The organism is Candidatus Limousia pullorum, assembly GCF_057405065.1.
On record NZ_CM171614.1, the window covers coordinates 1,251,822 to 1,265,452 of the forward strand.

The 13,631-nt window shown below is 42.4% G+C and carries 13 protein-coding genes, 1 riboswitch and 1 other annotated feature; of the genes, 1 reads left to right on the top strand and 12 read right to left on the bottom strand.

The features are described from left to right. Positions 1-126: 126 nt before the first annotated feature. From CGICJO_RS05450 to asnS, 12 genes are all read right to left on the bottom strand, one after another. A complete protein-coding gene (locus tag CGICJO_RS05450) occupies positions 127-606 on the bottom strand; it encodes a hypothetical protein (RefSeq protein WP_486499918.1) in 480 nt (159 codons plus the stop codon). 231 nt (positions 607-837) lie between these two features. Then, the gene (locus tag CGICJO_RS05455; protein WP_158096198.1) at positions 838-1,287 is read right to left on the bottom strand and encodes a YybH family protein; all 450 of its coding nucleotides are present in this window, start codon (positions 1,285-1,287) and stop codon (positions 838-840) included. Positions 1,288-1,372: 85 nt separating this feature from the next. Then, complete coding sequence (locus CGICJO_RS05460) at positions 1,373-1,930, bottom strand: nucleotidyltransferase family protein (protein WP_486499919.1); 558 nt, start codon at positions 1,928-1,930, stop codon at positions 1,373-1,375. Beyond that, entirely contained in the window at positions 1,930-4,215 is a 2,286-nt protein-coding gene (locus CGICJO_RS05465; RefSeq protein WP_486499920.1) for a xanthine dehydrogenase family protein molybdopterin-binding subunit, read from the bottom strand. Before CGICJO_RS05465 ends, CGICJO_RS05460 begins: the two co-directional genes overlap by 1 nt. Continuing rightward, entirely contained in the window at positions 4,215-4,679 is a 465-nt protein-coding gene (locus CGICJO_RS05470) for a (2Fe-2S)-binding protein (protein ID WP_486499921.1), read from the bottom strand. The genes CGICJO_RS05465 and CGICJO_RS05470 overlap by 1 nt, the downstream gene beginning before the upstream one ends. Next, on the bottom strand, positions 4,676-5,467 hold the full coding sequence (locus tag CGICJO_RS05475) for an FAD binding domain-containing protein (protein ID WP_486499922.1): 792 nt from the start codon (positions 5,465-5,467) through the stop codon (positions 4,676-4,678). The genes CGICJO_RS05470 and CGICJO_RS05475 overlap by 4 nt, the downstream gene beginning before the upstream one ends. 74 nt (positions 5,468-5,541) lie before the next feature. Next, positions 5,542-6,306, bottom strand: a complete 765-nt coding sequence (locus CGICJO_RS05480) for an ABC transporter ATP-binding protein (protein WP_486499923.1) — start codon at positions 6,304-6,306, stop codon at positions 5,542-5,544. Beyond that, positions 6,303-7,301 (bottom strand): FecCD family ABC transporter permease, encoded by a 999-nt coding sequence (locus CGICJO_RS05485; protein WP_087376417.1) that lies wholly within the window; start codon positions 7,299-7,301, stop codon positions 6,303-6,305. Before CGICJO_RS05485 ends, CGICJO_RS05480 begins: the two co-directional genes overlap by 4 nt. Before the next feature lie 45 nt (positions 7,302-7,346). After that, positions 7,347-8,426 (bottom strand): ABC transporter substrate-binding protein, encoded by a 1,080-nt coding sequence (locus CGICJO_RS05490; RefSeq protein WP_486499924.1) that lies wholly within the window; start codon positions 8,424-8,426, stop codon positions 7,347-7,349. Between the two features lie 203 nt (positions 8,427-8,629). Then, positions 8,630-9,982, bottom strand: coding sequence for a uracil-xanthine permease family protein (locus tag CGICJO_RS05495; RefSeq protein WP_486499925.1), 1,353 nt, complete (start codon positions 9,980-9,982; stop codon positions 8,630-8,632). Positions 9,983-10,060: 78 nt separating this feature from the next. Continuing rightward, positions 10,061-10,159, bottom strand: a riboswitch (purine riboswitch). 116 nt (positions 10,160-10,275) lie between these two features. Then, entirely contained in the window at positions 10,276-11,283 is a 1,008-nt protein-coding gene (asnA, locus tag CGICJO_RS05500) for an aspartate--ammonia ligase (RefSeq protein WP_486499926.1), read from the bottom strand. 32 nt (positions 11,284-11,315) lie between these two features. Continuing rightward, positions 11,316-12,686: an asparagine--tRNA ligase gene (asnS, locus tag CGICJO_RS05505; RefSeq protein WP_486499927.1), complete on the bottom strand. Its 1,371-nt coding sequence runs from the start codon at positions 12,684-12,686 to the stop codon at positions 11,316-11,318. 73 nt (positions 12,687-12,759) lie between these two features. Beyond that, positions 12,760-13,001 (bottom strand) — a binding site (T-box leader). 229 nt (positions 13,002-13,230) lie between these two features. On the opposite strand from asnS, the gene nrdD reads away from it, so the two are divergent. Beyond that, entirely contained in the window at positions 13,231-13,524 is a 294-nt protein-coding gene (nrdD, locus tag CGICJO_RS05510) for an anaerobic ribonucleoside-triphosphate reductase (RefSeq protein WP_087376422.1), read from the top strand. Positions 13,525-13,631 lie beyond the last annotated feature (107 nt).

Here is a 13,631-nt window from a genome sequence, read left to right on the forward strand (position 1 = left end):
GAGACGTTGAAAAGTCAAATGTAAAAAGTGGAGAGGTTCACGCCTCTCCCTTGTATTTTGCAAAAATAAAACCGGCGGTTTTCCGATTTTGGATTACCGTCGGTTTTGTATGTACTAAAGATTAAATTACATTCCCAAAGCGGAAGAGTCAATGTACCAGCTGCCGTCAACCTTTACATAGCTCAATGACTGTGTTTCATCTTCAACACCATCTGCTTTTGCAAGAACGTCTGCTGTAGCTTTGTCACCGTCAATTTTGATGTTTGAAACTTCAAGCTTTACAGTTTTGATATCAAAAGGCATTGCTGACTCAAACTGCTCAATAATTGCTGTGTAGTACTCGCTGTTTTTGAAGTCGTCCATTGACATTCCAAGAGCCTCGAGGGATGTTTCAAGCTGTTCCTTAACCTGAGCACCTGTTTCAGGCTCGATGCAATCGTAGATTCCCAAGATATCCATATCGTTCATGCATTTCTGGAATTTAGCTGTAACATCTTTGATTCCCTGTTCGTCTGCGCTGCCTGAATTTCCACCGCATCCTGCCAAAACAGTCATAGCCATAATCAGTACCAGAACAAGAGCAGATACTTTTTTCATTGTTTTCATTTTACTACCTCATTTCGTATAATAATTGGTGAGTACATTCTAATATAATTGTGCAGTTTTGTCAACACTTAATAAACTTAAATATAATAACATATAAATTATAAATGTGTTGTTTTAGTGTGGTTGAAATATAAGAGGTTAGTAATTGTTTGGACAAATATAATTATTTTGTTTTTAGGTTAAAAAAATTTCCCGTCGCCTTATAACAACAGGAAATTTCTGTAATTTCTATTATGCAAGACCGCTGCCGCTTCCGTCAATGTACCATGTTCCGTCAATCTTTTTAAATGTAAGCTCGCTTGTGGAGTCTTCTACATCATCGGCGTTAAGTGTAACATCGGCTGTTGCGGTTTCACCGTCTATAACGATGTTTTCAGTGGTGAATTTTGCTGAACTTGGATTTGAGGAGAGCTGTGCAAAGAAGCTTGATGCGATTTCATCTTTAGTCATTCCAAATTCAGAAGCCTGGTCAATTACTGTCTGAACCTCGGCAGATGAATCAGGGTCGAAGCATTTGAGCATATCGTCAATGTTCTGAGTCTGAACACTTTTTTCAAACTGTGCTACAACCTCTTTGATTGCGTCTTCGTCGCTTGTTCCTGTTCCGCCGCATCCTGCAAATATTGCCACTGACAAAAGAACAGCAATAAGAAGAGCAGATACTTTTTTCATTGCTTTCATAATAATACCCCATTTCATATAATAATTGGTTACTAAATTCTAATACAATTGTACAATTTTGTCAATGGAATATGATAAAATCATATTAAAATTTTATATCGTAATCAGTTAAATATATTTCGGGGACTTTAAAGAGAAAGGTTTCAGACTCTCTGTTTTTAAAAAGCTTTTTGCCGCCGCAGTCGCCTGTAAGCTCTAAAAGTCTTTCTCTTTCAGCTGGCAGGAATATTGTGGGACTTCCGAAGCTGTTTTCTGAATATACACGACCCAGAGATTTTCCGCTTTTCTTAAACTCTTCCGTAAAATTTAAAAATTCATCGCTTTTAAAATGTGGCTGGTCGCAGACAAAAAAGCATAGAATGTGGTTTGCATCTGCTGAATTTACTCCGGCTCTCACAGAAGCGGCGATGCCCTCCACAGGGGGAGGGGCATCTATAACTTTATATCCGTATTCTTCCGCTTTTTCTGCGATTTCTTTATTGGACGTCACCACGGAAACCCTGTAGTCAGCTCTGTTTTTAAAAACAGAAACAGTATCAAAGGCGTATAAAAATAATTTTTTGCCTTTAAATTCAGATGTCAGCTTGTTTCCGTTAAAGCGTCTGGAAGCTCCGCCGGCAAGAAGAATAATTTCCGTAATCATTATTTGTCCTCTTTTTCAGAAAGCGCCAAGGCTATCTGCTCCGCCTTTATTGGAAGTGTGCGGAAGAAAAGTCCTGTTGCATTGTAGATTGCGTCTGTGATTGCAGGGGACGGGGTGTTTATTACAAGCTCGCCTATGGATTTTGCTCCGAAAGGACCTGTAGGTTCGTAACTGCTTTCAAATTCAACCTTGATAGTTCCTAAGTCTGTTCTGGCTGGGATTTTGTATTGCAGGAATGAATTGTTTATCATGCGTCCCTGTTCGTTGTACTGAATATCCTCATAAAGAGCCATTCCTATTCCCTGAACTATACCGCCTTCGGTCTGTACACGGGCAAGGTTTCTGTTTACAACTGTTCCGCAGTCAACTGCTGCGGCGTAGTCAACCACCTGAACATATCCTGTTTCAGGGTCAAGGTCGATTTCCGCAATTCCCACCATAAACGGAGGAGGTGAAATCGGGGAGGAGTGAGAGCAGGAAGCGGAAAGACTCTTGTTGTGTCCCTCAAAGCTGGCGTAACCGATTTCTGAAAGTGAAACGCTTTTGCCTGTTTCAAGGTCAAACACCTTTTCTCCGTCGAAGTCGCCTTTTTCCTTGTCAATGCCCAAAAGCTTGCAGCCTGTTTCGAGAATTTTTTCTCTAAGCTCCTGACAGGTTTTTACAACAGCCATTCCGGTAACATAGGTTGTGGATGATGCGTAAGAGCCTGTGTCGTAAGGGGATTGGTCTGTGTCAACGCCTCTTACAGCGATTTTGTCTATATCACAGTCAAGACAGTCCGCCGCCATCTGGGAAAGTATTGTGTCACAGCCTGTTCCCATATCGGTACAGCCTATAAGCAAGGTGTAGAAGCCGTCGTCGTTGAGCCTTATTTCTGCGTTTGCTATGTCAACACCGGAAATACCGCTGCCCTGCATAGCCATGGCAACGCCCACACTTCTTATGTGACCGTTATCAAGCTTTCTTGCCGGGTACTTGCTGTCCCAGTCTATCATCTCTTTGGCTTTAGCCATACATTTGTCAAGGGTACAGCTGTTGCATGGCTCGCCGTAGTAGGTTTCCATTGTCTGACCCTCTTTTACCATGTTCATTTCACGGATTTTGCATGGGTCCATTTTAAGCTCTGCCGCAATTTCATTTACGGCAGTTTCAATGGCGTAAATTCCCTGGGTAGCGCCGTAACCTCTGTAGGCTCCGCCGCCCATTGTGTTTGTGTATACAACATCGCAGGCAAATTTTGCCGCTTCAAGATTTCCGTAAAGTGAAAGAGATTTGTGTCCTACAAGTCCGATAGTTGTCGGGCCGTGGTCGCCGTAAGCTCCGGCATTTGAAAGGGCGTAAAGGTCCATAACCTTAATTCTTCCGTCCCTGTCTGCGCCGATTCTGACTTTCATCTGCATTTGATGACGTGGTGAACCGTTGGTCATGCTCTCTTCTCTTGTGTAAACAATATAAGCGGCTCTTCCGGTTTTCATTGTTACGATTGCCGGGAACTGCTCGCTTACAACGCTCTGCTTTGCGCCGAAGCCGCCGCCGATACGTGGCTTAACTACTCTGATTTTTGATTTTGGAATTTCCAAAGCGTTGGAGAGGATTCTTCTCACGTGGAAAGGAACCTGTGTTGAGCTTACCACGTTAAGTCTTCCGTACTCGTCGATATAGGTAAAGGTGCGGAATGTTTCCATCATTGCCTGGCTGTTGGCTTTTGTGTTGTAGGTTCTCTCAAGTACAACATCGCAGTTTTTTAAGGATTCCTCAACATTGCCCACCTCAAAAACATCGCTGCTGCAAATGTTTCTGTTCTTGTCTGTTCCCACATTGCAAAGAGCCTTGAAATTGTCCTCCGGATGAACAATTATAGGGTTGTCCATTGCTTTTGTGAAGTCCAAAAGTGGTTCAAGTACATTGTATTTTACCTTTATAAGCTTTAAAGCCTTGTCAGCCGCCTTTTCATTTTCCGCCGCAACAATAGCTACAGGGTCGCCGGCACAGCGCAGAAGCTTGTCAAGAATAAGTCTGTCATAGGGGCTTGGCTCAGGATATGTCTGTCCGGCTGTAGTAAATCTTGAGTTAGGAACATCCTTATAGGTGAGTATGCACTCAACGCCGGGAACTTTCATAGCCGCCGCAGTGTTGATGTCAATAATTTCAGCCCTTGCGTGGGGGCTTCTCAAAAGCTTTACCACCAAAGCGTTCTGGGGAACAATATCACCTGTATAAACAGGTTTGCCTGTCACAAGGCTCATTGCGTCTTTTTTTCTTATATGAGCGTTGACGTATTTCATTATTGTTCCTCCTTTTGCTTAAAATCAAGATATTTCTTTATGGCTCTCATCTGGCTTTGATATCCGGTACAGCGGCAGAGATTGCCCTCGAGATATTTTTTTATTTCTTCGTCTGTTGGATTTTTAAGCTCTTTTACCATTGCCAAAACATTCATAATAAATCCCGGACTGCAAAAACCGCACTGTTCGCCGCCCTCGTCCGCAAGAAAAGCTCCGAACTCTTCCGCTTCCTTTTGAAGTCCCTCAAGTGTGGTTATCTCCTGACCGTCGGCACGAACTGCCAAAACACTGCATGAAAGCACAGGCTTCGAGTTCATATGAACGGTGCAAAGTCCGCAGTTAGAGGTTTCACAGCCTCTTTTAACGGAGTAACAGCCGTGACTTCTCAGATAATCTAAAAGAACTGTATCGGGGGCAACTTCGTCCTTGTAGGTTTTTCCGTTTATTTTAACTGTAATAATCATTGTTCGCCCTCCTTACAGACAAGTTTTTTATAGGCACGCTTCAAAAGTACAAGGCAGAGATGTTTTCTGTATTCCTTTGACGCCCTTGTATTGGTTCCAAACTCTGTTTCAGTCTGGATTTTTTCAAAGAATTTAAAAATTTCTTCAGAGTTTTCCACATCGTAACAGTCCATTGTGGAAACTTTTCCCCTCATTGGTCTTGCGCCAACAGCGGCATAAAGCTTTTTGCCGTCATATGCAAGGGAACAGTTTAAAACGGGGATATCGGTCTGTGTGTTTCTAAAGCTTTCATAGGCGGCTTTTCTGCCGTCCTTTTTGATGTGTATGTTTACAACAATATCGTTGTCGTAATCTCTTTGGGAGTATTCCTCCATGGAAACAGTTTCGCCGCCGGCAAGCTCAACCTCTGTACCCAAAACAATCAGAGATGTGACAATATCTGAAAATCCGAAGCGTGAAAAAACACTTCCGCCTATGGTTGCGCAGTTGCGGAACTGCACGCCTACAATGTGTGTAAATGCATCTTTAAAGTAATTGCCAAAATATTTTTCTATAACAGGGCTTGTTTCAATGTCACGGAGAGTGACCATAGCGCCTATTGTTATTTCGTCGTCGGTTTCTGTTATTTTATCAAGTCCCAAACCGCTGAGGTCTATCAGTGTGTTGATGTTCTTTTTTCCCATCTTCATCCAACAGCCGCCGCCAAGAACTTTGTTGGTTCTTTTTTTGTTCAGTTCAAGGGCTTCCTGAAGGTCTGAAGCTTTAATATAATTTTGAGCCTTAAACAATATAATTCCTCCTTTTGCTGACAGAATTGACCTTTTATTTTTTGTTTTATTATGTTTAATTATATCATTTTATGTCAGGTTTTCCAATATAAAAATCCCTCTTCCGACAAATTAAGGTCATTTCCATAAACGGGTATAAGTTTTTTCAAAAGGCTTTTTGCAAATTCATCCGTTTTTGGTATGATGTCCACTTTTTTCTCCTTTATAAGCAAGATGCCGTCGCCGTACTGTAGGGCAAGGTTGGGGTCGTGAACGCTGAGTATTATAAGCTTGTTTTGATTTTCCTTTGAAAGAGCCTTGACCTTTTTCATAAAATCCTGCTGGCGTTTTACATCAAGTCCCGAGGTTGGCTCGTCCAGCAGAATGTAGTCGGTTTCCTGGGTAAAGGTTTTGGCAAGGCAGGCAAGCTGAAGCTCTCCTCCGCTTATTTCCTCTGTGCTTCTTTGGGAAAGGTGGGAAATACCCATTTCATCTATATATTTTTTTGCCTTTTCCCTGTGGCATTTTTGAGGCTGCTGAAAAGGGGAAAGGTAAGGGGTGGCGCCCATTGTTACAAAGTCCTCAACGGTCATTGACTGTGAGTAAAATTTCTGGGGCATGTATGCGATTATTTTTGCTCTTTTCTTTATCGGTATGTTTTTAAGGGAAACGTCGTCATAAAGAATATCGCCCTTTTCCGGCGTTATATATCCGCCAAGAGTTTTTATAAGAGTTGATTTTCCCGAGCCGTTAGGCCCTAAAAGAAACCATATTCCGCCTTTTGATATTTCAAAGGAAACATTTTCAAGTATTGGATTTTTATGAAACCCGGCTGTAAGGTCTTTTACCTGAATTTTCACAGTCTGTTTCCTCCTTTTTTATCAAAAAATCTTCTTATAAGCAGGAATGTAAGGAACACGCTTCCGAATAGTGATGTGAATATACTTATAGGAAGCTCAAGTCCCGAAATATTTCTTGCGAAAAGGTCGGCTGCCATCAAAAGCACGCCGCCGGTAAAGAAAACAGCACCCATATTTTTGCTTATGTCACGGCTTATGCAAAGTCTGACTATATGGGGAGCGATAAGTCCTATCCAGCTCACAACGCCCGCAACAGATACCACTGCGGAAACAGGCAGAGTGGCTAAAACTATAAAAAATATCCTTGTTTTAAGGGGAGAAATTCCCAAGCTTTGCGCCTGCTCGTCGCCGAGGGACAAAACTTTCAGGCGGTATCTCAAAAGATACATTAAAATCAAAGGGATTATTGTGATTGATACAACAAGTATAAGCTTGCTGTTTGTTGAGTTTTGAAATCCTCCCATAAGCCAGTATTCAATGGCTGGGAGCTGGTTTAACGGGTCTGCCACCATTTTGAAAATCATAAGCACGGCGGAAGCGGCACTGCTGACAATAATTCCAGCCAAAACCATGCCTAAAATCCTGTTTGATTTTACAAATGAGGAAAGAAACAGAGCAAACGCTACCACCAAAAGTCCGAAAACAAAGGCAGAGCCCTGCACCGCCCACATAGCTGAGGGCAGGAAAAGCATGGCAAAAACTGCACCTACGGAACATCCGCTGGTGACGCCCAAAACATCGGGAGATACCAGTGGGTTTGAAAAAAGAGTCTGAAAAACTGCGCCGGAAACAGCCAAAGCTCCTCCGCCGTATGCCACCAAAAGCACACGGGGAAGCCTTATTTCCCAAAACAGGGAAACGGCAGTGGCTGACTCATGTCTGCCTGTTATAATCAGAAAAATATCCTCAAGTGATAAAGGATATCTTCCGACGCAGGCGGAAACGAGTATAAGAGCCACCCATAATAGCGCTGTTATCAAAAGTCTTTTTTTCATTTCGGTATCTCCCGTTGTTATTGTTATATTTTTGTTTACAGAAAATTAAGCCGCAGCTGTTTCGTAGTTGTTTACGTCCTCAAGGGTTACGTCGATGTCGAAATACTCCTTGTAGAACTCTGTTACTCTTGTTTCAAGGTCCTCATCGGAAACAAGCTCAGGGTGCAGGTCGTTTGCAAGCCACAAAACGCCCAAAGGTGCGGAAGCTGTCGGATAATCCCATGGCTCTATAGCTCCTGGGAATACCGTTACATTTTCCTCAGGTGACTGTGTTGCTGTAAGCTGAGGATATGCGGCGATAAATTCGTCCATTGTGTAATCGCTGTAGGATACAACGTAAACCTTTTCAGGATTCCATGAGAGAAGCTCTTCTGCTGTTATGTCAACCCATGCGCTGTCCTCGATGGATGCGGCTGCGTTTGTGCCGCCTGCAATCTCGATAAGGTCGTTCTGGTACATGCCTGTTCCGGCTGTTCTCAGCATGTCACTGCCTGCAATGTAAACAAGAGGTTTGTTTTCAACGTCTTTTGTAAGCTCGGAAACCTCTGTGATAACCTGGTTGTAATCGTCGATAAGGCTCTGTGCCTTTTCCTCACAGCCTGTGAGCTTGCCCAAAATGTCAACTGTTTCAAGGAAGCTGTCAAGTGTTTCAGGGTCAATAACTACTACCGGAATGTTCAAAGCCTCAAACTGCTCTACAGAGTCGGAAAGCTTCTTTGGAATGATAACAAGGTCAGGTTCCAAAGCGGCAGTTTCCTCAACGTTTATGCCCTTGCCTGAGCCTACTGCCGGCAAATCAAGGAACTGAGGAGCGGCGAGCTTATAGAGTCCTCTTGTGTCTGCTTTCATCTCGATGCCCACAACCTTATCCTCTGCGCCAAGTGCGATGAGCAGGGAAGAGGAGAGATAGTAAGCGGAAACGATTTTCTCAGCCGGAGCCTCGAGGGTTACCTCTCTGCCTATATGGTCTGTAATTGTGATTTCGCCTGTGGTTTCTGCGGTTGTTTCCTGTGCTGCTGTGGTCTGCTCTTCTGTTGTGGTATCATTGTTTCCTGCGCATCCTGCGAAAACAGAGAACATCATAACCAAAGCCAAGAGAAAAGCAAGTGTCTGTTTTTTCTTCATTTCGAATTTTTCCTTTCTTTTTTATTTTTATTTTATCAAAAAGGCGTAAGCCTTGTCGATAGCTTAATGTGTTTTTTATTATATATTAAGGTTTTATTTATGTGAAAAATGTCAAATCAAAAGGGCTGTCTTTCAATGTGGGCTAAACACGCCCGGCATTGAAGACAGCCCCGGGAATCCTGTCGTTAAGGACTCAAATATTCTTATTTGTCTTTGTATTCCTCACGGACAACCTTTGAAACCTTTTCGTCGTCTGTTTCTTTGTCCTTTGGAAGAATAAGATTGAATACGGTAGCGATTACGAAAGTCATGATAATTCCGTTCTGTGCGAAAATCTGGCTAACCCATTCAGGCATAAGACTAAGTGACTCAGGAACCATACCGATACCAACGCCCAAGCCGAGAGCAAGGGAAATGATGATTTCGTTTCTGCCTGTGAGCTTCTCTCTCTGGAGTGAACGCATACCGCTAACCAAAATCATAGCGAACATGATTACAGCTGCGCCGCCCAAAACTGACTGAGGCATTACTGAGAGAATAGCGGAAAGCTTTGGAATAAATCCGCAGAGAATGAGGAAAACTGCACCGGTCATAATGCAGAATCTGTTTACAACCTTTGTAACAGCTACAAGACCTACGTTCTGGCTGAATGATGTGTTTGGAAGAACACCGAACACAGCAGCCAAAAGGCTTCCGAAACCGTCAGCGATTACGCCGCCGGAAAGCTCCTTGTCGGTTGCTTCTCTGTCAAGTCCGCCGTTGGCGATACCTGAAATGTCGCCGACAGTTTCAACGGCAGTTGCCACGAACATGATGAGCATTGCAACGATTGCCTGCCAGTTAAAGTCCATAGCTACCGGCATAAGGTGTGGAAGGCTTATCCAGCTTGCCTCTGTAACCTGAGTAAAATCAACCATTCCAAGGCAGATTGCAAGGATATATCCAACGATAATACCGATAAGGATTGAGGAAACACTCAAAAATCCCTTTGTAAACTGCTTAAAGAAAACGATTGTAAGAACAACAACTGTACCTACCAAAAGGTGTTTCCAGTTGCCGTAATCTGCGCTGCCTGAGCCGCCTGCGAAATAATTAACGCCTACAGGAAGCAGTGAAAGACCGATTGACATGATAACAAGGCTTGTAACAACCGGAGGAAAAAGCTTTTTCAAAGGCTTGATGAAGAAACCTAAGAAAATTTCAAAAATTGCGCCTATGAGGGAAGCTCCCAAAATTGCGCCGTAGCCGTAGTTTACACCTATGGCTTTGCAGGTTCCGATAAATCCGGAGCTTGTACCCATTACTACAGGAAGTCTGCATCCGACTTTCCAGATTGGATAAAGCTGAATAAGGGTTGTGATACCTGCAATGAACATTGCGTTCTGAATAAGCATTGTTTTCATAGCCGGGTCCATCTCAATAAGACCGCAGACAATGAGCAGAGGGGAAACATTGCCCAGAAACATTGCAAGAACGTGCTGAATTCCCAAAGGAATTGCCCTTGACAGAGGTACTCTTCCGTCAAGCTTGTAAATGTTGCTTACTTGATTTGACATAAAAAAACTCCTCATATTATTTGCGTTTTTCGGCATAATATGAGGCAGGCAGGGAAACAGACGCCATTTTTAAAATGACGTCTGCCGTTATTCCTGCGTAGTCCTTTATTACGGATAAAGGGTAGAGACTTACAGCCCATTATGCTGAAATATACGCATTTTTTTAAATTTTAACATACTTTAGCGGAGTTTTAAAGGCATTAACTCCAAAAAGTGACGGCTTTATGAATTTTCGTATTATTGTACGAAAATCCCGGAAATTTTCTTTACATATGTCATGTTTTGACAAAAAATCACAGTAAAATAATGTTGCCCTCTCTGCATTTTTCAACCATATCGGCAGGCCACAGGGAAACCTGTACTTCGCCGATGTGAGCTTTGTCAAGCATAAGCATACAAAGTCTTGACTGTCCGATACCGCCGCCTATTGTAAGCGGAAGTTCGTCGTTTAAAATCATCTTATGATATTCAAATTTTGTTCTCTCTGTAGCGTCGCAGATTTCAAGCTGCTTCATAAGTGACTGAGCGTCAACTCTTATTCCCATTGAAGAAATTTCAAGGGAAGCGTTTAATGCATTGTGCCAGAAGAACAGGTCGCCGTTTAAGCTCCAGTCGTCGTAGTCAGGTGCTCTTCCGTCGTGCTTTTTGCCGCTTTTAAGAACAGAGCCAATCTGAGAAATAAACACAGTGCCGTGCTCTTTTGTGATTGCGTTTTCTCTTTCCTTTGAGGTCATGTCAGGATACATATCCTCAAGCTCCTGAGATGTTATAAAGAATACATCTCTGTTGAAGTCCCCCTGGATTTTAGGATACTTTGCTTTTACCTCATAGAAAGTGTCAACAACTGCATGTGCGATTGTTTCAACTGTCTTTTTCAGAAAATCTGTGTTTCTGTCCTCTCTTGTGAGAACTCTTTCCCAGTCCCACTGGTCAACAAAGATTGAATGTGTGTTGTCAACATCGTCGTCACGTCTTAAGGCGTTCATATCTGTGTAAATACCCTCGCCGTTTTGGTATCCGTAACGGTGGAGAGCCATTCTTTTCCATTTTGCCAAGGACTGTACAACCTCGGCAGTGCCGTCGATTTCTTTCATTGAGAAAGAAACCTTGCGCTCAACTCCGTTGAGGTCGTCGTTTATTCCGCTGTCGCTGAAAACAATAAGGGGAGCGGTAATTCTGTCAAGATTAAGTCCTGCGATAAGCTTTTTCTGGAAAGTATCTTTGATGTATTTTACCGCACTTTGAGTTTCTCTCAAAGTAAGCGGTGAGGAGTAGTTCTCCGGAATTATAAGATTTTTCATGTTTTCTTATCCTTTCGTAGTGTTAGAAAGCCTTATCTGATGCTTCCTACTGTTCTCGGGTAAAGAATTACGTCACGGATGTTGCTCATACCTGTTACATACATGATAATTCTTTCAAAGCCAAGACCGAAGCCGCTGTGCGGAACAGAGCCGAACTTTCTGAGCTCAAGGTAATCTGCATATTCATCCATGTTCATGTTTCTTGTTTTCATTGCCTCAACCAGCTTGTCATAGTCAGCTTCTCTTTCACTGCATCCGATGATTTCGCCTACGCCGGGAACAAGAAGGTCTGTTGCGGCAACTGTCTTTCCGTCCGGATTTTGCTTCATATAGAAAGACTTGATGTCCTTAGGATAGTTTGTGATAAATACAGGCTTGTTGAATACTTCCTCTGTGATGTATCTTTCATGCTCTGTCTGGAGGTCGCAGCCCCACTCAACAGGGTATACAAACTCTTTCTTTGCGTCCTTGAGGATTTCGATAGCCTTTGTGTAATCGAGAATTTCAAACTCGCTGTCCAAAAGGTGCTGAAGCTTGTCGATAAGACCCTTTTCAAAATGCTGGTTGAAGAAAGCAAGCTCCTGAGGGCATTTTTCCATAACGTCTCTTACTATATATTTTATCATGTCCTCGGCAATTTCGATTATGTCGTCAAGCTCTGCAAAAGCAACTTCAGGCTCAATGTGCCAGAACTCTGCAACGTGTCTTGGTGTGTTGCTGTTTTCAGCTCTGAAGCTTGGACCGAATGTGTAGATTTTGCCCATTGCCATTGCGGCAACCTCGCCCTCAAGCTGACCTGAAACGCTCAGACCTGCTTTCTTGCCGAAAAAGTCGTTGCTGTAGTATTCCTCTTCTGATTTGTACTGGTCGGAATAACCGATTGTAGTTACCTTGAATACTTCACCTGCGCCCTCGCAGTCGCTTCCTGTGAGAAGAGGTGTGTTGATATATACATAGTTTCTGTCCTGAAAATACTTGTGGATTGAAGCAGCCATAACAGAACGCACTCTCAAAACAGCGTTAAATGTGTTGGTTCTTACTCTGAGGTGAGGCATAGTTCTCAAAAATTCAAGGGTGTGGCGTTTTTTCTGCAAAGGATAATCTGCCGGACAGTCGCCCAAAAGTGTGATTTCCTTAGCGTTTATCTCAACACTGCCCTGTCTTGCAGGAACTACTGTACCTGTTACCTTTAAAGCAGTTCCAAGCTTTAAAGCAAAGTCGTAATTGTCAAGGGCTGACTTGTCGATTACGATTTGAAGATGTTTAAGGCTTGTTCCGTCGTTCATCTCGAGAAAAGCCATGTTTTTTGAATCTCTGGAAGTTCTTACCCAGCCGCATACTGTGACGTCTGTGTCTACATATTCAGCTTTTGTCTGAATGTCTTTAATGTCGATGTGTTTCATAAGTTTTCTCCTTGTATTGCTTGTTTTATTTTAAAGGTTAATAGATTTTAATAAAAAAAGCTGTTCGCCCTAAAAATAGGACGAGCAGCTGTAAACCCGTGGTACCACCTATATTACCGGAAAACCGGTCACTCTAAGCTTCATAAAAAAGCATCCTGTTTAACGCACAGTCAACGGCATCACCTACTTGGGGATATTCCTGTTCAGATAGCTGCTCCGAAGTGTTATTCACGAAAGCTCTGCTGTACGGTTCACACTGTCCCGTACTCACTGTAAGCGAATTCTTTTGCTACTTCTCTTCATCATAGCATTTAAGGCTTTTGTTAAATTTTTATTATCAGCTCTGCAAAATGACTTTACAAAGCGCAGATTACTTAATCATTATATGCTTTATAAAAACTTATGTCAAGTATTTGATGTGATTTTTAAGGATAAAAAAATATTTTTTGAAAATCAGTAATCACTATTGACTTTTACTATATATGGTGCTAAAATATGTGTGCACTCAAAGAGAAACACAATATTTAGTAATGGAGGTTAACTTATGAATATAAATGTAGTAGGCGGAAATCTTTCCCAGGAAGAGATAAATGTATACGTTGAACAGCTTAAAGCAAATCATCCTGATAAATATATAAAATCTGTAGAACTTAAAGTTGACGGCGAGTTTGTTGATATGAGATATGAGTATGACCCTGTTCCTTTTGAGAGAATCAGAAGAATTACAGGCTATCTTGTAGGAACTGTTGACCGTTTCAACAATGCAAAGAAAGCAGAAGTAAACGACCGTGTAAAGCACAGCTTGGGCTGCTCCTGCTCAATGGAAGAAATCGCTTAAAATTTTTCCTTAGTTAAACACTATCCTTAACATAATAGATATCCGGCAAAAGTCTTGATAAAAATCAAGGCTTTTTTTCTTTAATAACGCTTTCATTAAAACTTCCT